24 protein-coding genes are annotated in these 17,725 nt (G+C 58.6%); 3 read left to right on the top strand and 21 right to left on the bottom strand.

Annotation, left to right across the window (positions count from 1 at the left end; translation table 11 throughout):
* Positions 1-309 precede the first annotated feature (309 nt).
* The 3 genes from JFT66_RS03530 to JFT66_RS03540 are packed head-to-tail and all read left to right on the top strand — an operon-like array spanning position 310 to position 2,259.
* The gene (locus JFT66_RS03530; RefSeq protein ID WP_198858755.1) at positions 310-1,401 is read left to right on the top strand and encodes a hypothetical protein; all 1,092 of its coding nucleotides are present in this window, start codon (positions 310-312) and stop codon (positions 1,399-1,401) included.
* Complete coding sequence (locus JFT66_RS03535; protein ID WP_198858756.1) at positions 1,391-1,726, top strand: STAS-like domain-containing protein; 336 nt, start codon at positions 1,391-1,393, stop codon at positions 1,724-1,726. The genes JFT66_RS03530 and JFT66_RS03535 overlap by 11 nt, the downstream gene beginning before the upstream one ends.
* Positions 1,723-2,259, top strand: a complete 537-nt coding sequence (locus tag JFT66_RS03540; RefSeq protein ID WP_198858757.1) for a hypothetical protein — start codon at positions 1,723-1,725, stop codon at positions 2,257-2,259. Before JFT66_RS03535 ends, JFT66_RS03540 begins: the two co-directional genes overlap by 4 nt.
* Positions 2,260-2,261: 2 nt before the next feature.
* On the opposite strand, the gene JFT66_RS03545 is transcribed toward JFT66_RS03540, so the two are convergent.
* Genes JFT66_RS03545 through JFT66_RS03640 form a run of 21 tightly spaced genes read right to left on the bottom strand, consistent with a single transcriptional unit; the run spans position 2,262 to position 17,638 of the window.
* Entirely contained in the window at positions 2,262-3,245 is a 984-nt protein-coding gene (locus JFT66_RS03545; protein ID WP_198858758.1) for a hypothetical protein, read from the bottom strand.
* Positions 3,218-3,922: a hypothetical protein gene (locus JFT66_RS03550; protein WP_198858759.1), complete on the bottom strand. Its 705-nt coding sequence runs from the start codon at positions 3,920-3,922 to the stop codon at positions 3,218-3,220. Before JFT66_RS03550 ends, JFT66_RS03545 begins: the two co-directional genes overlap by 28 nt.
* A complete protein-coding gene (locus tag JFT66_RS03555; protein ID WP_019817394.1) occupies positions 3,919-4,470 on the bottom strand; it encodes a baseplate complex protein in 552 nt (183 codons plus the stop codon). The genes JFT66_RS03550 and JFT66_RS03555 overlap by 4 nt, the downstream gene beginning before the upstream one ends.
* A complete protein-coding gene (locus JFT66_RS03560) occupies positions 4,467-5,390 on the bottom strand; it encodes a hypothetical protein (protein WP_198858760.1) in 924 nt (307 codons plus the stop codon). The genes JFT66_RS03555 and JFT66_RS03560 overlap by 4 nt, the downstream gene beginning before the upstream one ends.
* Positions 5,387-5,965: a DUF4376 domain-containing protein gene (locus tag JFT66_RS03565; RefSeq protein ID WP_198858761.1), complete on the bottom strand. Its 579-nt coding sequence runs from the start codon at positions 5,963-5,965 to the stop codon at positions 5,387-5,389. The genes JFT66_RS03560 and JFT66_RS03565 overlap by 4 nt, the downstream gene beginning before the upstream one ends.
* A 10-nt stretch (positions 5,966-5,975) precedes the next feature.
* Entirely contained in the window at positions 5,976-8,327 is a 2,352-nt protein-coding gene (locus tag JFT66_RS03570) for a phage tail protein (protein ID WP_198858762.1), read from the bottom strand.
* Positions 8,328-8,336: 9 nt separating this feature from the next.
* Positions 8,337-8,861, bottom strand: a complete 525-nt coding sequence (locus JFT66_RS03575; RefSeq protein ID WP_120247865.1) for a phage tail protein — start codon at positions 8,859-8,861, stop codon at positions 8,337-8,339.
* Positions 8,858-10,030: a baseplate J/gp47 family protein gene (locus JFT66_RS03580; protein ID WP_198858763.1), complete on the bottom strand. Its 1,173-nt coding sequence runs from the start codon at positions 10,028-10,030 to the stop codon at positions 8,858-8,860. The genes JFT66_RS03575 and JFT66_RS03580 overlap by 4 nt, the downstream gene beginning before the upstream one ends.
* Positions 10,027-10,344, bottom strand: coding sequence for a DUF2590 family protein (locus JFT66_RS03585; RefSeq protein WP_198858764.1), 318 nt, complete (start codon positions 10,342-10,344; stop codon positions 10,027-10,029). Before JFT66_RS03585 ends, JFT66_RS03580 begins: the two co-directional genes overlap by 4 nt.
* Positions 10,341-12,569 carry a phage tail tape measure protein gene (locus tag JFT66_RS03590; RefSeq protein WP_198858765.1) on the bottom strand — a complete coding sequence of 743 codons (2,229 nt, stop codon included), beginning with the start codon at positions 12,567-12,569 and terminating at the stop codon, positions 10,341-10,343. The genes JFT66_RS03585 and JFT66_RS03590 overlap by 4 nt, the downstream gene beginning before the upstream one ends.
* Positions 12,570-12,575: 6 nt before the next feature.
* Complete coding sequence (locus tag JFT66_RS30140; RefSeq protein WP_032872601.1) at positions 12,576-12,719, bottom strand: DUF6890 family protein; 144 nt, start codon at positions 12,717-12,719, stop codon at positions 12,576-12,578.
* Between the two features lie 20 nt (positions 12,720-12,739).
* Positions 12,740-13,027, bottom strand: coding sequence for a putative phage tail assembly chaperone (locus JFT66_RS03595; protein ID WP_038451166.1), 288 nt, complete (start codon positions 13,025-13,027; stop codon positions 12,740-12,742).
* 33 nt (positions 13,028-13,060) lie between these two features.
* Positions 13,061-13,519 carry a lysis system i-spanin subunit Rz gene (locus JFT66_RS03600; RefSeq protein ID WP_198858766.1) on the bottom strand — a complete coding sequence of 153 codons (459 nt, stop codon included), beginning with the start codon at positions 13,517-13,519 and terminating at the stop codon, positions 13,061-13,063.
* Positions 13,519-14,052 carry a lysozyme gene (locus JFT66_RS03605; protein ID WP_198858767.1) on the bottom strand — a complete coding sequence of 178 codons (534 nt, stop codon included), beginning with the start codon at positions 14,050-14,052 and terminating at the stop codon, positions 13,519-13,521. The genes JFT66_RS03600 and JFT66_RS03605 overlap by 1 nt, the downstream gene beginning before the upstream one ends.
* Positions 14,049-14,255 carry a hypothetical protein gene (locus JFT66_RS03610; RefSeq protein WP_198858768.1) on the bottom strand — a complete coding sequence of 69 codons (207 nt, stop codon included), beginning with the start codon at positions 14,253-14,255 and terminating at the stop codon, positions 14,049-14,051. Before JFT66_RS03610 ends, JFT66_RS03605 begins: the two co-directional genes overlap by 4 nt.
* Entirely contained in the window at positions 14,252-14,470 is a 219-nt protein-coding gene (locus JFT66_RS03615; RefSeq protein WP_198858769.1) for a TraR/DksA C4-type zinc finger protein, read from the bottom strand. The genes JFT66_RS03610 and JFT66_RS03615 overlap by 4 nt, the downstream gene beginning before the upstream one ends.
* Positions 14,470-14,919, bottom strand: coding sequence for a phage protein (locus JFT66_RS03620; protein ID WP_133633468.1), 450 nt, complete (start codon positions 14,917-14,919; stop codon positions 14,470-14,472). The genes JFT66_RS03615 and JFT66_RS03620 overlap by 1 nt, the downstream gene beginning before the upstream one ends.
* A 5-nt stretch (positions 14,920-14,924) precedes the next feature.
* A complete protein-coding gene (locus JFT66_RS03625) occupies positions 14,925-16,040 on the bottom strand; it encodes a DUF2586 domain-containing protein (RefSeq protein WP_198858770.1) in 1,116 nt (371 codons plus the stop codon).
* A gap of 11 nt (positions 16,041-16,051) precedes the next feature.
* Positions 16,052-16,732: a virion morphogenesis protein gene (locus JFT66_RS03630; RefSeq protein WP_198858771.1), complete on the bottom strand. Its 681-nt coding sequence runs from the start codon at positions 16,730-16,732 to the stop codon at positions 16,052-16,054.
* The gene (locus tag JFT66_RS03635; protein WP_043047329.1) at positions 16,722-17,171 is read right to left on the bottom strand and encodes a phage tail protein; all 450 of its coding nucleotides are present in this window, start codon (positions 17,169-17,171) and stop codon (positions 16,722-16,724) included. The genes JFT66_RS03630 and JFT66_RS03635 overlap by 11 nt, the downstream gene beginning before the upstream one ends.
* Complete coding sequence (locus JFT66_RS03640; protein ID WP_198858772.1) at positions 17,168-17,638, bottom strand: head completion/stabilization protein; 471 nt, start codon at positions 17,636-17,638, stop codon at positions 17,168-17,170. Before JFT66_RS03640 ends, JFT66_RS03635 begins: the two co-directional genes overlap by 4 nt.
* Positions 17,639-17,725: the final 87 nt, after the last annotated feature.

Below are 17,725 nucleotides of genomic sequence, written 5' to 3' on the forward strand. Positions count from 1 at the left end.
ATGCTAGGTGAGCAGGCCAGGATGGCCAAGCAGGAAGAGATACACAGCCCCATTTTGGGCACAGGAACCAGTGGTATAAATTGGAAGCTTCGACTACTTTCGCTGTCAATTACCTCTATCGAGGGCGTCTACAGGCGCCTAGAAGAAGGCATTCTCGCGATGAAGTCTCACGCTCAGAGGCTAAAAAAGTCCCTTTCTGACCAGCGAGAAGCTGGTGTAAATATTGACGCCCGAAGGTCGTCCACCTATCGTGCTTGCTCTCTCTGCAGGGGCAGATTTCGCAGCGCAAGGTATGGATCTCAGATCTCAATGAAGAAAAGAACGGAAGCTGACTTTGTCAAGCAAGAAATTTCCACCCGCAGGAGTACGCAAAATGCTCGAGCCAAACGGAAATACAACTCCTTAAAGTCGGAAAATAGATTCAGAAAAGTATTTTCAAGAACGGTGATTACAGCACCATCAAGCATCTCTTTTTTTGAAAAAAGATATGATGAATTCGATAAGTTCATAAAAGAGCTTAATAAACTATGCCGCTCGGGCCGAGTTCTTATCGACCTGAAAAACGTTACAACAATCAAAAGCGCAGCCTTGCTAGTTCTATATGCCAGCATCGAGCAGCTACAAAAGACTTATAACGACAAAAACATAATTAAAACCACATGCACAACATCTAAAGAAATTTCCGTAATCCTTCGAACTTATGGATTCTGGAATCTAACTGGCGAATCTAGATCTAGATCTTTGCAGGCGTATCCAGACTCCTTAGAAATCTGCACAATGACATATGAGGCTCACTTACAAAAAGACAAAAGTGAGCTCAGAAAGCTTTTAAAGTACGCACAAGCTTCAGTACTAAAAGCTGGAATGCACGAAGGCAAGGTACTCGCTTACAATGCTATTACGGAGTCAATTTCAAATGTGTGGCAACATGCATACGATGATGAGTTCCATACTAGCCCCGTGCCATTAATATTGCGAAATTGGTGGTTCATTGCACAGCGCATAGATGATCAATTTTTTATTGCTGTGTATGATATGGGGGCAGGCATACCTGCTACAATTAGCACTAAGCCTTGGGCAGCAGCACTCATTGAAACTATTTCAAAATGGGTTGATCTAAAAGGTTATAAAGTTTTGGTTTCGCCAGACGCAAAAAGTATCAAGGCAGCGGTAGACTATGGAAGATCCAGATTTAAGTTAGATAACAGAGGTAAAGGGTTGACAGAGGCAAAAGATTTTGTTCAACGCAACCCTCATGGTTCTATGCTGATTTTTAGCGGATCGGGTCACTACGAGTACAAGACTAAAGATGATCAAGAGACTCTTGAAACTTTAGGTTCACAGTTCCGTGGGACACTGATCCAGTGGAATTTAATGTTGGAGACCAACGATGAAACCTGAAACCACCATCGACGTCGGGAATGAGTTTTCCGACATGCCCTTCGGAAGGGATGATAAGGATGGGGAAGATAATGGCCTTCGTTTTAGGAAAGACATTCTACTCAAACGCTTGGAAGAGTATGAGCATGTAATCATTGACTTAAGCAATGTACTTGGCTGCCCCTCATCTTTTTCAGATGAGGCATTTGCAGGATTGGTAATCTATGAAGGCTTCAAAAAAGAAGATGTATTGAGAAGACTAAGCTTCATTACTGAGTTCGACAGCATTAAGAACAATATTTTAAAATACATTTCAGAGGCCAAGCCTAAGGCTAAATCAAATTGACAGCTATCAAGTATCTCGCTGAAACTGGAATCTTGGCGATAGCCCTGATGTTCATCGGGTGGATTTTTGTTTTTAAAAACTCACGAGCTCTCGCACGTCAATCTGAAATAAACTCACTTGCAGCGTCTATTGAAAAGACGCTGCAAGAAATTGCAGACGAGAACTACAAGTTTTGGAAAGATGCAGAAAACGATGACGAAACACATCTAGCAAAAAGCAAACTATTTAGCTCTTATATAGAATACCGATGCAACATTGTTGAGAAAAAAATAAACTTACTCTTTAACAAATCTATAGCATGTCTTAACCCGGCAGTCCCGAAATCAACTTTTCTTCCAGATGCGATTGATTTAATTGCTAAGATACGTGACAGATCCACAATAAACTCTGAAAACCTCGCCCTTGTAAAAAGCAAGTACGCTCGCATCAATGCAATCAACCATTTAACAATGAAACTTTTTTCTGAGGTATCGGAATTTATTCATCTTCGTTTTCAGCCAATGACTGAGTGGAAGTGGCCCGACAACTACTAGTTTCATCTCAGATCAGTTACCTCTGCAGTCTTGTACAATAGGCTGTTAGCTACCGACGCAGTAACGAGAAACTCCTTTACGTCTTCAGGGAGCGGTGACGCCCCTGGCGTATGAGAATGTTTAGCAACTTGTAAACTCAACCTCTCCAATAAGTCGAGAATTTCACATACAACTTGAAAAAGATTTACACTTTCGGAACCTATCCAGTTTTTTGGGGCTTGGTGAATCTGACTCAAACGGGCAACACTCTGGCGTACACCTTCAACTCGTTCGCGCATATCACCTCCCACCGTAGCGTTGTACCTTTGCCCCACCACCAGATTCAAGTCTCGCCCGGTCGCCTGGTGCAGATCATCGACTGCCGCCAGGCTCGCAGATCCGCCCGACAACAGCTTGAGCGCGCCCAAGGCCTCCAGCGTCTTGATGCCCCCCACCAACTCCTTTGAATGGTCATCCACCGTCCTGGTGTGATTCTGGAAACGCTCAGTGTTCCCCATCGCCTCTACTTCCCGCTCGATCGCCTTATCGCGGATCTTGCCGTCAGTCTGGCGCAGCCAGTTGCCATCGGCGTCCACACGCTGCTGACAAGCCTCGCTGTGCTGCCACACCTGGTCCCCTTTCGGCACGCTGGGCATACTCAGACCGTGGGGCAGAATGGTTTGGATATAGGGCTTGTGCGGCAGGCCATAGGCAAAGCACACCACCACCTGGGTGCCTTCCTCGGGAAACGCATAGATGCCCATTTCCTCGCCACCGGTGGGCAGTGGCAACGGCACGCCCGCCAGGATCGGCAGCTTGGTGTCTGGCTCACCGTCCGGGCCCAGCACCTCGATGTCGACCGCATAGCGCGGCCGGAAGTCGTCACAGATCCCGGCGCCCGCCGGGGCATCGGCCACAGCGACAACCCGGGCAAAGCGTGGCAGGTGGTAACCACCGGTGAGTTCAGGAAATTGTCGTTCTACGCTGCGGCGGATTGCGTCGTCCATCGGATGGCCATTTGGTTGTCGATGAGCGTCACACTGGTGATGCGCTCGCCGTGGTTGATTGTTGCACCTGGTCGCAACCCGGGAAGGGCTGCAATCATCGCGCTTTGATTGCCCTGGTAGTCGTCGAACAGTTCCACCGGCAGCTGCAGCGGCGGGCGAACGCCAAAAAAGCTGTCGGCCCAACTGCCCACGAATACCTCTCCGTCACCCTGTTGCTGCCAGATAAAGTCGGGGATGTTGAAAACCCGGGCCAGACTGTCCATGGCCTGGTAACCAGCGGCCAGGCTGTAGAAGAACGGCGCCTTAACGCCGGCGTAATGCCGGTCCGGGACGCGAAAGCGCAATCCGGTGTGCTGGCTGATCTCGACCAGGACAGCGCGCAGGTCGACGTGGCGCAGATTCAGCGGCAGCGGGTTGGCCAGGATCGCGGCCAGCTCGCGGCAGAACAGCACCTGTTGGGTGCTGCTGGCCGTGGTGGAGCGTTCGACGTAGCCAATGAAGTGTCGCTGCAGCATGTTGCCGTTGTAGCCGATATCGAGCGTCACCAGGCCGTTGACCGGCGCCGAGGCTTGAATGGTGAACGTCGCCCGGCCGGGGCTTTTCGCGTCCAGCCGGACTTCGTTTTTGACCAGGACGTAGGGCACGCCGTTGATGGCCAACTCCTTGTGCAGCTTCATGTGTTAGCCCCGCCCAGCCATCCGTCCACCTTCTTCAGCGTGGCTTCAAAGCCGGTCAGTTCCTCCGGTCCGCTGCTGGAGTCGCCACCGGTGCCCCCGCTGCCACCCACTGCCCCGCCTGGGCCTGACTGCGCGGTAACCGCGTTACCCGATCGCCGGCCCTCTACTTTCTCAGGGTTCGACAGCTTTTCAGTCAGGGTGAACTGGATCAGCCAGCCGCGAAGGTTGTCGTCCTCCCGGGCGCTCACGCCTTCGGTGAACGTCACCTGGCGCATACCAAACGCGGCGGCGGTGTCGTTGACGATGCGGTAGGTCTTGAGCTGACCACCGCCTTCGGTTGCTTCCACCAGCCGCATGAGGTCGCGCAGCTGCACCTGGTCAACGAAAGGAATCATAAGGCTGACGGTCAGGGTCTTGGGCTTGAAGCCCTTGTGCCCCTTGTCGGTGTTGCTGGTCTGGCCTGACAAATCGTCGCTCTCGATGCGCAGATTGCCGGTGACCTTGAGATTTTTCCCGCGCACCTCTTGCCCATCCAGTAGCAGCGTCATAGGCCCACCAACTCACGAACAAAGCTCAGCCCCTTTTCAGATCCCACCAGGAGCGCGCCGGCACACAGCACCCATTCATGCCCCGGGGCGTCACCGGCCAACAGCGCCTGACGCAGTTCGGTGGAGTTGCCTGGGCCAATCAGGCGAGCGCGCATACTGCTGTCAGGGTTGCCGCCGGCAAGTGAGGCTTTAAGGTCGGCCAGCTGCTGATCCCGGCCATGCTGTTGAGCCGCCTTGCGGTTTGCCAGCGCGGCGAGGTCGGCCATGGGCGAGCTGTCGGCCGCGTAGCTCTCCAGGACAGCGAGCTGGCCAGACATGGATTGCTGCGCGGCCTTGACCACGGTGCAGCGCTCCAAGGGCAACGCCTGCCAACGCGGCAAAGTGCCGGCGGCGGGGATCTCCCACTTTTCCGTCTCCAGCTTCGACAGGTGCCGTGCGCGGCGCTCGGCTCGCACCAGGCCAGGTATGGGCAACAGCGCATTGAAGCGCGCCAGGCTCTCGGCTAACTGATCAAAGCGCGTGGCCAGGAACATCATGCACAGGGCGAACTGGGGGCCGTCCGGCCGGCCGGTGTCGCTCACGTCCACCAGTTTGCCGGCCAGCTGCTGCAGCAGGTTCGGTGCCGACAGGAAACGCTGGTAGCCCCGGCCCTGGCCGATACCACTCTGAAACGGCGTCACCACCAGGCACGCCGGGGCCTCGCCCATCTGATCAGCCAGTGCCCCACGGCCGGCAACGATCGCGCCCAGGGCGGCGTCACCCACCGGCCCCGGGTTGGTGCTGGTCTTGCCGTCCAGATCCGCCAAGCGCTTGGAGGTACTGGCCTGTTCAGTGCTGGCCAGATCCTTGGCCTCTGTTAGTTGGCCCATCCATTGGGTGGCCTGGGCTGGCCAGCGCATCGTCACCGCTGCCCAGGTCATGACTGCAGGCTCTCCCAGGTCACCACCTCAAGCGCGTTTAAGTCGCCGTCTGCCAGCGCCTGGTCGAGCAGCTGCTTCAACTGGTTGGCGCGCTGCAGCAGCTCCATCTTGTAGGTGGTGAAGTCTTCACTGACCTGGCGCAATTGCTTGGCGGTGTGCGGTCGTAGCTCTTTCAAACCGTCCGCGTCTCTGCAGCCGTATGGGCTGTCAAAGCCCTGCAGGATCACGCCGGTGAGGTTCAACTGATCGTCCAGCTTGCTGGGGTACTGGTGCGGCGAACCGAGCGCGTCCGACCAGAAGCCACCAATGATCGCGGCCTCACACGCTGCATTGATCTCGCCGCTCTTCTGCTGATAGAGGGCCTTCAATTGCTCGGGCTTACTGGTGCCGGGGGCCAGACGCGCCACGGGCTGTTTGGCCTCTGCGTCGAATACGATCTGATAACCCTGGGACTGCTTGGCCAGCAGATAGGAATAGTCCTGATAGCTGACCACCACACAATCACCTGGTCGTTTCGGGTGTATGCCCTCGACCAAGAAGGTGTGCAGCGACGGGCTGTAAAAGTATTTGCTCATGAAAATTTCCTTAATGCCCGATCGCAATGTAGGGATAGGTCGACGCGGCAGTGGCGTTGCCGATAAATCCGCTTTGAGTGAGGGAGCCCGGCTTGATGTTCATCACTTCTGCCTGGCCGGTGGTGTCCTCCCCTGTGCCCAGGTTCAGCACGAAGCACGTATTGGGAAACCCGATTGGGAAAAGGAACTGGGTGCCATTGGTAGCGATGTAGGCATTGCCCCACTGGATGATCAGCCCGCCCATCCAGCGCGGGAACGCAAGGTAGCCATTGACAGCCAGATTGATGGAGAACCCCCAGCGCAAGGTGCGAGGCGTCACGATGCTGGTTTCATCGGCGCCCGCTGCCACTTGTTCTAAGGTGGCAATCGGAGCAATACCCGCCGTACCAGGTCCGGCCTTCTTACTGGAATCGATCACCTCGGACGAGCCCGTGAAAACAATAGGATTCGCCCCAGGAGCAACCCGCTGAACCCGCAACCCACCGGCCCCGGCAATCAGCGCTACAGCGGGTTTGCTCGTGTCGTGGCGAACCCAGCTCCTACCGTTCCAGTAGCAGTTCTGCGTTAGGTGCGATTCCCTCTCAGCCGTGACAAACGCATAAGATCCACCGTGCAGATCAAGGCTCGCCTCGGGCAGTGGGTTGATGTTCTCGATAGCATCGTTGATCCCATACTCAGCGAGCGTTGTACCTTTGTTCGCTTTTTTGCTGAGGTCAGAATTGATCTGTGAAATAGACTTATCGTGCTGCGCCAGTGACTGATTCACACCAAAGAAAAAGCGGTCGATGGCCTTCGTATCATAGGTATTGCCGCTGTCCATCAGTTGAGCGCTATAGGACCACTGAATCGGATTCGGCCCAGGTAGTGCCTTGCGCACATAAGCGCCGCCGGAATTGGTAAACACCGTGGCAGACGGCATTGTCTCGTCATGGCGCACCCACTCCGCCCCGTTGAAATAACAGTTTTGACTGAGGTTCGATTCACTGATTGAAGTGAGAAATGCGTAGGAACCACCGTGAATATCGAAGCTGCTATTGGGCAGTGGGTTTAGGTTGGGAATGGCGTCATGGATGCCGTATTCAGCCAGCGTCTTTCCTTTATCTGCCTTCTTGCTAATGGCCGTATTGATCGTTTTGATCAGTTGATCAACGTCCGTCGAGCTGTAGGTATCGCCGCTATCCCTCACATAGTCGCCGCGATCCCAAACGATTGGATTGGCACCTGCGCGTACGCGCTGGATACGCACACTACCGGCCCCAGCAATCAGCGCCACAGCGGGTTTAGTGACGTCATGACGCAACCAACTGGAGCCGTTCCAATAGCAGTTCTGGCACAAGTGGGTCTCATCTGCTGCGGACAGAAAACCGTATTGGCCCGCGTGCACATCCAGGTTGTAACCCGGCAATATGTTCAGGTTCGGGATGGCGTCGGTGATGCCGTAGCTACCAAGGGTGGTCCCCTTGTCGGCCTTCTTCTTCAATTCATCTTCGACCCACTCCTTACTTGCGAAATGCTTGACCAGGGAATCACTGATCGGCTCAGCCTGACGCAGATCGATCACAGTGTTGGAGTCGGGAAGATCCGCCAGCGGCACGCAGAAATGGCGCACGCCGGCACTGTCGGTGAAGTCAGCCAGGGCGGCGCCAAAACGCACCTCCCAGCGGGCCACCACATCACTTAACTGACGCTCCAGGCTCACATCCAGCCAGGCTCTCGCGGGAAACGCCGGCGGTGAGGCGGCAACTGCTGCAGTCGAAAGCACCCGCACACCTTCGATATAGGCGGTGCCCGCCTGCAGTTGGTAACCGTTGCCGACCTTGGACAGTTTCAGGCCATCACTGAAAAAGCAGGCCCGGCCAAAGGTGTCGCGATTGCTCAAGCGCTCGCGCTCGTCGATGCCGTGCAGGCGCACGGTAAAGTCATGCTGCCAGGTCTTGGCATCGATGGTGATCCCGGTCAGCGCCTGGGCGCCGTCGAACACCACCAGGAAGTTGCGCGTAACGTTGTTGCCCATCTGTTGCGGGGGAATGTTCTTGCGCTTCTGCTGCAGCGGCACGTAGGCCACGGCCAACAGCACGTTTTCGGCGCTCTCCAGGCCGATCCAGTTCCAGTCAAAGTCCCCGATATCGCTGCCCATCATCAGGCTGTAAACAATCTGGTTGGGGTTCACGAACCCTTTTTGGGTGACGTCATAGGTCGCCACCAGATGCGCGGCCGGCTTCGGCGCCGCCCGGTCGATCGGGCCGTTAGGATCCAGCCCGGGCACGTTGGCCAGGACGAATCGGGAAACAATCAGGGGTTGTTGTGCGCCTTGTTTTTGCGCGATCAGGCTTTCACCTGCAAGGGTAATACTGGCTCCCACGGGAGGCTCCTACAGGCTGGCAACCAGCGTTTGCTGGTCGTCGTTGAAGTCCACCGCGACAATGCGCAGTGATACGGGGGTGATGGTCACGAAGTCATAACGCCGGCACGTGCGGCCGTACTGCTGGATCAGAACCCGCATCAGCTCAGGGTTTTGCGAGAGCTGCGAGTCGGACAGACGCAGCAGAACCACGTCCCAGTCCCGGTCGGGCATACGTTCGTCAATCTCGACGTAGCCCACGCCCAGACGCTGCAGAATGCGTTTAAGCCCGGCGGTGCTGCCGGCGTCGACGGCATTGATAAAGGCGAACTTGACGCGCAAACGGTACAAGCTTTCGGGTTCATCCTTGAAGCGGCTGATATCGCGCTGCCAGGCCAGCAGATCGAGGACGGTCAGGTGGCAGGTGTCTGCATCCATCTGCAACAAGGGCCACTGCAACCAACCCTCGACCTTTTCCCACCAGGATTGGCTGGCGGCTTTGAGCTTGGTCAGTTGTGGGCCATCCAGCCAGAACGGCAAATTCAGCTTGATCATGCGAACACCACCTGCAGCGATTGAATCCGGGGGATGCTCAGCTCCGACACGATGTCAGCGTTATCAAAGTGCAATGACTCAATGCCGGCGAACTGCTGGTGAAGCTCTTCGCCCAGGCGGCTGAATGAGAACCGTGACTGCGGATAGGTCAGCGTCGGCTGATAGTCACCGGTGCCGCTCTCACGGAAGGCGGCGCGAATGAACTGATCGACGTCGGCCTGCAGCTTGGCGCGCTGTTCGGCGCCCAACAGTGCGCGTGGCCACAGGGTCAGGTGCAGCGCGTGCTGGGTTTCGGGCATGACCATCACCAGCAGATCGTCGCCGTGGCCATGGTTGCCCTGGTCGCGGATATGCGCGTTGATTTGCTCCAGGTAGGTCGCCGCCGGCACGTCCGCTTCAAACAGCACGTAGGCATTGGCACTGCCTGGGCCCCGGGGTGCGCCGTGCAGGAAGTACACGCCATCTGGCCGCACGCCGGGGAAGGCTGAAATCATCGCCCGGTAGACCGCGTCGGTGTGCCACTGGTTGACCGCCGAGAACTGGTTACGCACGCGCAAACGCAGCTGATCATCCGGCTCAGGATCTGCACCTGGTGCAATCAGCCAACCTTCCGCGTTCACCACCTGGACAATGCCAGCAATCGGTACCGGCAGGATCGCGTAATAACCGGGGGCCAGGTTGTAGCCGCTGCCCACGTCCTGCGCTTCCACGGGGACTTCAAGCTGCACCAACCCGTCAGCGAAGGTCACGGCCTGGGTGGTCACCAGTTGGTAAATATGGCCGTTGATAGCCGCCGATTGCACCAGAATGCCGGCGGGCAGCTCCAACGCACCGCCGGCGACGTCGCGGATAAACAGCAATACGCCCTTGGCCTTGGTCGCGCCCTTGCGCTCGACGTTGACCGCCCAAGCCAGCATGTCCAGCCACTTGGCGCGGGCGGTTTTGACAAAGAAGTTGGGCAACACGGTGTCGCTGATAAAGCTGATCAGCCACATAACCGGCTTGGTCACCAGCGCCGTGATTACCCGCCAGAAAGGCGAATAGGCGCTGGTGTTGCTCATCTTGCTACCCTGGGCGGCGACTTCCTTTTCCCAGGCTTGGCGTAGCCCTTCCTCGGTGATTGGAATGCCGGCGTCTGCGAGCGCCTGTTTAAAATCGACGTCGCTCACAGGGTCACCTCGATGTCGCCGAATTTCAGCGTTTTGGCCGTAACTAGGTACTGCCCGGGTTGCACCTGGTTAATCAACGCAGTGCCCGGAACCAGGCGTGCGTCGGCCTCCACCAGCAGCTCCAGTTGCTGGATGCAGTCGCGCTGACGCAACTTGCTGCGCTCGGCCACGAGCGTTACCAGCAAGCCGCTCTCGCGGATCATGTGAGCAATGTCCTGGGCGATGCTGGCCCGGTCCTCGATCAGCAGCGGCTGGCGGGAAGGGTCCAGCGCCAGATCGTTGTCGACGATCAAGAGGTCTATGTACTCGCTCATCCGCCCACCGCCATGGCCAACATGCCTTCCAGCTCCAGCGGATTCATTTGCTTACCGGTATGAATGTTCACGTTCTCCACGTGGGTGCCTTTGTTTTGGGTCTGGTTGTTGTTCTGGATGCTCGCCAGCAAGCCGCCCCGGGGCACGGCGTCGGGCCGCTTCGGTGACAGGCTGGCCACGGCGCCGTTGATGCGCTGTTGGCTCTGGTTGGCCTTCTCTGTAGGAGCCGAGGCCAGCACTAGGGCAGGCGGTTGACGTGGTGGCTCCAGGGCAGCGAGTGGCTGCGCGATCGGCGCCGGGGTTTTCGGTACCGGGGCCAGGACCAGGGCCGGCGCTTCGGCCCGGGGCTGCAGGCCGTTCAAGGTCGGCATGGCTGACGCAGGCATTTTCGGTGTGTTGGCCATTACCAGAGGTGCCTGGATCGGCTGCTGGGGTGCGCTCACCAGTTGCGGCAGCAACGGCGCCTCGACGGTGGGGGCGCTGATACCTGGCAGCTCAGGCGCTGCTGGCATGTCACCGAACGCCGCTTCAATGTTTACGCCGGGGATCTTGTTCAACATCTCGATCAAGCCATTGATGGCCTGTTTAAAGATGCTGACGATGCCGTCCCAGGCGGCGCTGGCCATGCTCGACCAGCCGCCCATCGAATCGAACCAGTCAGACAAGGCGGTCAGTTGGCCGCTGACCCATTTGAACGCCTCGCTGTTGAGTAGCGCGCTGGTCCACTGGTCCCAGTAAATGATCGCCGCCGCCACGGCCGCGACCAGGGCAACAATGCCGATCACAACCCAGGTCACCGGGTTGGCCAGCAACGCGGTGTTGACCAACCAGATAGCGCCTTGCCACAGCAGCATGGCGCCCTTAACCAGGCCCATCCAGGCGACCATCAGCACCAGGCCGGCCACGAAGCCGATCACCATAACGGTGTGGTACAGGAACATAGCGATACTGCGCAGGCCGGCCATAGTCAGCACTTTCCACACCGTGACCAGGCCCAACCAGACCATCTTCGACATGCCCACGGTTAAAGTAAGCAAGGACATGGCGGCGATGATGCCGAACACCACCAACGTGGCGATGCCAATCACGCGGGTAATGTTGGGGAACAGCTGGGTCCAGCGAGTCAGCGTGCTGGCGATCCCCACCAGGCGATCCATCAGCGGCGCCAGGATTGGGATCAATGATTGGCCGAATGCGATACGCAGGGCCTGCACAGCGGCGCCGAACTGTTGCCACGGGTCCACCATGGCCTTGGCCATGCGCTCGGCGTTCTCCAGGCCGCGCACTTTACCGAGCTGTTCCATGCCGTTTTTCAAGCGGCCGGTGTCGCCCATCAGGGTGGTGATCAGGCGGGCCGCTTCACCACCAAAGGCGTCGCGTAGCTGCTTGCCGTTGGCCTCGATCGACAGATCCCCGAACTTGCCCTTGAGCTTATCCAGGATGTCCATCATTGGCAGCAACTTGCCCTGCTGGTCGACAAAGGACATGCCGAGCTTTTCCGATGCGCCGCTGACGTTCTCAAAAAACGATTTGTAGAGACCACCGGCCTCCCCGCCGTCCATGGTGCCGCCCAACGTGCCCAACACGGCCATTTGTTCGGCCAGGCTTACACCGGCGGTGCTGGCCAAGCCACCGGCGCTTTTGAATGCCTCGCCGATCTGCTCGCCACTGGTGCGGAACAGTTGAACGGCGGTGGCAGTTTGGCCGGCCAGCGTTTCAACCCACTGGCCCTTGCCCATGGCGTCGGCCTGGCCCTTGAACAGGTTGTACATGGTGCCGACGTAGGTGCCCATGGTGTCCGCGTCGGCCTTGGTGGCCTTGGCCAGCACGTCGCTGGCGTTGGTGAACGTCGCCAGTTGATTACCCACCAACCCTTTAATAGCGCCTTCAATGTGATAAGCCGAGGCGACAAAATCCCGGGCGTTCTCCCCATAGGCGACGGAGAATTCCAGGGACTTGCGATTGAGTGCATTCAACGCATCTTCGGCCACGCCCAGCGATCGGACTTCGCCCAGGGCGCGGTTCATCTCCAGAGCCGGTTCCAGGGACTGGGTGATGGCCACACCGGCGCCCACCATCCCAGCCAGGCCAAGGCCCATCTGGGTGATGTTCTTCTGGCCCTGTTGGGCCAAGTCAGAAAAACTCGTCTTCACCTTGCCCATTGGGGCTGTGACCTTATCGGTCAGGCTCAAAATGAAGGCCAGGCGGGCGCTACGGTCTGTCATCGATGTTTATCCGTTGAGTGCGTGGGCGATACCGTTGGCGATGGCAATTTCCATCCGCCGCCAGTGCTCGTCCTCCAGCCATTTGGCCGTGCCCATCACCTCGGCGGTGGGCTCGGCCCCAGGTAGCCAGCGGCTGGCCAGGGCTACCAGTTGGCCAAGGCCGTTTTCGGTTAGTCGTTCGGCGTGGTCGAGGGCTTTTTTACGGTGACTTCAACATCAGGGCCGTACTCCTCGAGGAGCGTGCCGGCGAGTTGCATAACCAACACCGGATTGCCCAGCATCCCCTTGAGGCGGGCGCGTTCTTCTTGCTTGACGGTGGTGACCAGCAGGTTGTTGGCGGGCGAAACCTTGTTGTTCTGGTTCACCGCGTTGAAGTATTTGGTGACGTCCTGCGGGGTCAGCTCAAAGGTGAATTCCTGGTCGCCAATCTCCAGGGTGATTTCGCGTCTATCGGTCATGGGTGTTGCTCCGTTTAGGGGTAAAAGTAAGGTTCAGCGCAGGCAAACCCGGCGCACGTGGTCCTGCAGGCCCAGGATCATTTGCCGACTGAGGGCAAGCTGATCTCTGAGGGTGAAATAATCCTGTCGAGCGTCTGCTGTGAGTTCGGCGGCGACTGCATCAGCCACGCCGCTGGCACTGGCACTGGCACTGGTGGGCATCGAGGTGCTGCAGGTGGCGGTGACGCGCAACCGCTTACGGCCAGCAGCAACGTCAAGGCGCAGAGCATCGTTTTCAGCACGTTCATGGGTCAGTTCCAGGCTTCGTTGAAGATCGATCGCGTCACGCTCGGCCAGCATCTCGCCGCTGATGCGCGCCGCTTCACGCAGGCCGCTGGCTTCGAACAGCGCGGCGTCACGCTCGCTACGGGCGGTGTCGCGCTGGCCTTCCAGCAGGTCGAAGCCGAACCAGGCCACCAGGCACAGCACCAGGATGAAAGTGCCTTCGCGCATCACAGGCCCGCCTCACACAGAGCCGCTTCCGCCAAACGGCGCGCGTGCAGCCCCGGAATAAACACCTTCTTGCCCTGGGCGGTGGTGACGAAGGCCCACACCGGGGTTTTGCCATCAGGCGCCCAGGCCAGGGCCTGACAGCCCTCTTTGATGCGGCCGGCATTGATCAAGCCCACTGCGCGACTGGCGCAGGTGCTGGGGTTGCCGAAGTTGTGGCCATGGCTGCTCAGGGCGTCGAATGTGTTCTGGCCCACGTCCTGATTGGTGATGCAGTCGGCCAGCTGCAGTTGGCCTTTGCTGATCACCAGCTGCTCTACCTCGTTGCACCGGGCGTCCGACCAGTAGTCACCCACAACCACTGGGTACGGGCTCGTATGGCGGGTGATGCCTTTGCACACGGTGGGCAGGCCACGGGCCAACTTGTCGGCGTAGACCGTGTTTTGGCCGTTGCCCTCCCAGGTGCCCAGGAACACCACCAGCGTGGAGCTGCAAAGCGCAATGGCGCCGGCGGCGATCTTGCCGCGCAGGCTCATGGTTTCACCTTCCAGTCGCGCAGCATTTGGCGATACTTGGGAACCAGCAGCAGGATCTGCAGCACCATGTAAAGGGCAGTCAGCATGTAAGCGACAGCCGACCAATCGACGGTCCCTGTCGCGCCAGTGGCCGCTACACCGATCGCAGGCGACGCCTTTGCCAATGCGATGGCGGTGTCCTGGGCCACCTGATTCGCGCTCATCGCTGCATTCCTCTTTCGAAAAAAGACTGGCACGGTACGCAACGGGTCTTGCCGCCAAGCGCCTGGCGCGCTGCAAGAATTTCGTTGTCACAGTCCTGGCAGTGAGTAAGGCTTGGGCCCGCTGACTCACGCCGGGCCTGGGCCAACTGGGCGTTGATAGCCTGGTCCCGCTGACGTTGTTCCAGGGCTTGGGCGCGATCGAACGGGCAGACCATCAGCTAATGCCCTCAATCTCAGTGGCATCCAGGTACGGCACGCCGTTGATACGGATAAAGTCCGGGCTGGTGACCTCAAACGGCACCTTGTGCTTGGTCTTTTCGCCGCCCTTGGGGTCGATGTTCAACAGGCTCGACACCTTCAACTTGCAGCCGAACGCTTCAATGCGCAGCTCGTCGTCGCCGGCCTTGGCGAAGAACACGACGTCGAAGGCTTCAAGCTTGCGAAAGCTGCCTGCAGTACGTGCCGCCTCTACGACCAGGGCAAAGTTGGTGGAGTCCAATTCCATCTCGCCCGCTGCCGCCACATCGCCGTCAACGTAGCCGTCAGGCACGCCCCGGGTTTGCGCGGTCTTGCTGTTGTCGGTGATATCCAGGGTGCAGCTCTCAACGTGGACCTGCAGATCGCCCAGGTTCACGTCGAAGTTCTTGCCGCCAATACGTGACATGGGGGTTACTCCGAATCGTCGGTGGAAAGGTCCAGGGCGATGTTCGCCGTGAGGTCTTTCGGGCAGTTGTGGGGTTTGAGCTTGATGTACACCTCGACGGCGGTTTTGCTCGTCCAGGTCAGTACGATGTCGCCGTCTTTGGGCGTTTGAATCTCGCCCGGGAACACCTGGCCTGCGAACTTGGTCGACTTGGCCATCTTGCGCAGTGGTGCCATCAGCGCGTTGACGTTCACGGCCATGCTGTTGGCGGTGCTGTTCAAGCGGCGATCGGCCACGCGGCGGATCAACAGGGGACGGATCTGGCGAGCGGCCTTGTCAGCCAGGCGCAGGTATTCGATCACGAGGTAATCGCTGCCTGGCGTGTCCAGCATGTTGCCGTCACCCCAGTACACGCCCGGGTAGTCGGGATAGGTCTGGGCGACCGAGAACCGGGCTTTATCCAACTCGGCACGAATCGCGGACGGTAGCGGGATGCCTTCGCCGTCGACCGGCACCGCACCCAAGCCCAACACCGCACCGGTGGCCACGCGCATTGGACTGTCAGCGATGCTGACGGCGGCATTGGCCAGGCGACCGGCCAAAACGCCCAAGTCATTGCCGTGGAGCTGCGGAACCACCAACACACGCGGCGCGGCCACGTCGGCGGTGATTGCCTTCTGCTCTACCAGGTACTGCGCCCAGGTCAGCGGTGCGACGATGCCGGCAGACGCGGCCATGACGAATACGCGCCGGCCGTAGGTGTTGTTTAGGGAAACAGCCGCGTCATGCATGGCCGACAGTTCGTCGCCCTTGGATACCGGCTTGGTGATCGCCACGGCTTCGACGGAAAAGCCCTGTTGCTGCGCGGTTTCCAGGGCGATTTTCCAGTCACCGTCAGCGCTGATCGGCGCCGCCAGGCAGGCCCAGCGATCACCGCCGTTCAAGCGGGCAGCAGTGACCTGGGTTTTCAAGTCGCTGGCCGGCACGCCCAGCTGCGAATCCAGGTCACTGTCGGTGTTGAGGGCGATCAATTTGCCGGTGTTTTTCGGGCCGGGACCGATGAACAGAAAATAGCGCTCGATCTCAGTCACGGCGCCTTGGCCCAGATTGAGATTGTTAACGCTGACTTTGCCAAGTGCCATGCTGTGCCTCGTTAGCGGGGTGAATTAAGGATTTGTTGGAGCACCTGGTTAACCAGGTCGCGGGTTTCGCTTCCGCTCTCCACGCCGAGGAACTGGCGTTTTGGCAGGGTGATATCCCAGCTTTGCGCGCCGGTGGACTCGGTGCGTTCGTCGTTCAAAATGCGGATCAGCAAGCCGGCCTTGGCGTAGTTCACGTGTTCTTGAATCCAAGCCACTGACGGCCTGGCCAGCGCCTTTTTGCCCTTCTGGCGGACACGGAAGCCCAGCCGGCGCAGGCGCTTGGCCTGTTTGTCGGTGCAAGCGATGCCCGGGGGGACTTTGTTCCAGCGCCGCATCTGCGCGGCGGTGCGTCGCTCGCTGACGCCGTTGTGCTGCTGCGCGGCGACCCAACGGGTCAGGGCGTTTTTCCAGCCCAGTTCGGCTTCATCCGAACTGACACGGGTGACCTGCAGCAGCTTGGCCAGGCCGGCTTCCATCTTCTTTTTGCCCTTGGCCGAGCCCTTGCGCTCAGCGAACGGCGTGCCGTCCAGGTTCTTTTGTTCGCGCACTCGCTTACGGCTTATCGTCCGCACGCGCTTAGTGACGTTGTTCAGTAGTCGTCGGCGCAGCTGGGGCGGCAGCTCAAGCAACGCCAACTGGGCGTCGACATTGACCATGCCCCTGACATCGAGGGCGAGCGGACTAGCGGCCATCGCTGCCCACCTCGCCTTGCTCAGCTACCCACAAATCGAAGGGGACGAACGCCCAGGTTTTGCCGAACGCCTCGATCTCGCCGGTAGGATCTTCGGCCAGGTATTGCGGCTCAATGAATTCAAGCGACAGCTCCACGTCGAAGCTGTCCTGGTCAAGTGGTTCAACGGTAAACATCGGGGCCGGCAGCTCGTGGCGGTCGCGGTTGCTGTCGTGGGTTTCCAGCCAACTACCGACCAGGGCCATCAGCCTGGAAGGATTGCCAGTGAAGCTCTCCAGCGAGAACACAGCGCGGTAGCGCATGTCAGCCATGTGCAAGCCGTCGCGGTCGGGCTTCCAGATCAGCTCAAGGCTGACCTGCTCCGTCCAGCTGTCGAATAGCTCAGGCGCCACCAGGTTACGGGCCATCAGGTAGGCGGTTAGCGCCTGCAGCTGGATCATTGCAAAGACGCCGTAATGCGGCCGCGGCCTTGCAGGGCACGCACGGCCTGCTGGCTGAAAGCCAGGAAGGTTTCAGCACGCTCCGGCGCTTCCTTGCCGGTGTTTTCGGCGCTTTCGCGGCGGGTGACAGTGGCGAACTGGGGCAGTGAGTTGCCCTTGGCACGGCTGTAGACGGCGCGTTTATAGAGCGTGACCTTATAGGCGTAAGCCCATTCTGCCGGGGTGGCCACACCGGTCGCTGCTTGCAGGTTCGATACCCCTGCCGTCTGCAGCTTCGCTTTCACGCGGGCCAGGTCGGTATTCACTTCGAACATGGCGCTTTTCAGTGTGTCGACCAGCAGCTCCACCAGGTACTCCGCCGGCACGCGTTGTTCTTTCTGAAACTCGGTCACAGAAAGGTCAGGCCAGAAGCCGTCATTCTCGATCGTCAGTTCCACAAAGGTGGTGGGTTTCCCGGAAAAGCTCATTGCTGGCCGCTCAAATAGGGCGGGGAGCCTGTTTTCAGTGGGACGGTCCATAAATGGGCGGCTCACTTCCACAGGTCCCCGCTGGGG

The sequence above is a fragment of the Pseudomonas sp. MF6755 genome, from assembly GCF_016405635.1.
GTDB classification, from domain to species: Bacteria; Pseudomonadota; Gammaproteobacteria; order Pseudomonadales; family Pseudomonadaceae; genus Aquipseudomonas; species Aquipseudomonas haemolytica.

Excerpts from the sequence above, each read along its gene's own strand:
- JFT66_RS03530 (WP_198858755.1), top strand. The coding sequence starts at position 310 with ATGAAGAAAAGAACGGAAGCTGACTTTGTCAAGCAAGAAATTTCCACC.
- JFT66_RS03535 (WP_198858756.1), top strand. The coding sequence starts at position 1,391 with ATGAAACCTGAAACCACCATCGACGTCGGGAATGAGTTTTCCGACATG.
- JFT66_RS03545 (WP_198858758.1), bottom strand. The coding sequence starts at position 3,245 with ATGGACGACGCAATCCGCCGCAGCGTAGAACGACAATTTCCTGAACTC.
- JFT66_RS03550 (WP_198858759.1), bottom strand. The coding sequence starts at position 3,922 with ATGAAGCTGCACAAGGAGTTGGCCATCAACGGCGTGCCCTACGTCCTG.
- JFT66_RS03555 (WP_019817394.1), bottom strand. The coding sequence starts at position 4,470 with ATGACGCTGCTACTGGATGGGCAAGAGGTGCGCGGGAAAAATCTCAAG.
- JFT66_RS03560 (WP_198858760.1), bottom strand. The coding sequence starts at position 5,390 with ATGACCTGGGCAGCGGTGACGATGCGCTGGCCAGCCCAGGCCACCCAA.
- JFT66_RS03565 (WP_198858761.1), bottom strand. The coding sequence starts at position 5,965 with ATGAGCAAATACTTTTACAGCCCGTCGCTGCACACCTTCTTGGTCGAG.
- JFT66_RS03575 (WP_120247865.1), bottom strand. The coding sequence starts at position 8,861 with ATGATCAAGCTGAATTTGCCGTTCTGGCTGGATGGCCCACAACTGACC.
- JFT66_RS03585 (WP_198858764.1), bottom strand. The coding sequence starts at position 10,344 with ATGAGCGAGTACATAGACCTCTTGATCGTCGACAACGATCTGGCGCTG.
- JFT66_RS03590 (WP_198858765.1), bottom strand. The coding sequence starts at position 12,569 with ATGACAGACCGTAGCGCCCGCCTGGCCTTCATTTTGAGCCTGACCGAT.
- JFT66_RS03595 (WP_038451166.1), bottom strand. The coding sequence starts at position 13,027 with ATGACCGATAGACGCGAAATCACCCTGGAGATTGGCGACCAGGAATTC.
- JFT66_RS03600 (WP_198858766.1), bottom strand. The coding sequence starts at position 13,519 with ATGCGCGAAGGCACTTTCATCCTGGTGCTGTGCCTGGTGGCCTGGTTC.
- JFT66_RS03605 (WP_198858767.1), bottom strand. The coding sequence starts at position 14,052 with ATGAGCCTGCGCGGCAAGATCGCCGCCGGCGCCATTGCGCTTTGCAGC.
- JFT66_RS03610 (WP_198858768.1), bottom strand. The coding sequence starts at position 14,255 with ATGAGCGCGAATCAGGTGGCCCAGGACACCGCCATCGCATTGGCAAAG.
- JFT66_RS03615 (WP_198858769.1), bottom strand. The coding sequence starts at position 14,470 with ATGGTCTGCCCGTTCGATCGCGCCCAAGCCCTGGAACAACGTCAGCGG.
- JFT66_RS03620 (WP_133633468.1), bottom strand. The coding sequence starts at position 14,919 with ATGTCACGTATTGGCGGCAAGAACTTCGACGTGAACCTGGGCGATCTG.
- JFT66_RS03625 (WP_198858770.1), bottom strand. The coding sequence starts at position 16,040 with ATGGCACTTGGCAAAGTCAGCGTTAACAATCTCAATCTGGGCCAAGGC.
- JFT66_RS03630 (WP_198858771.1), bottom strand. The coding sequence starts at position 16,732 with ATGGCCGCTAGTCCGCTCGCCCTCGATGTCAGGGGCATGGTCAATGTC.
- JFT66_RS03635 (WP_043047329.1), bottom strand. The coding sequence starts at position 17,171 with ATGATCCAGCTGCAGGCGCTAACCGCCTACCTGATGGCCCGTAACCTG.
- JFT66_RS03640 (WP_198858772.1), bottom strand. The coding sequence starts at position 17,638 with ATGAGCTTTTCCGGGAAACCCACCACCTTTGTGGAACTGACGATCGAG.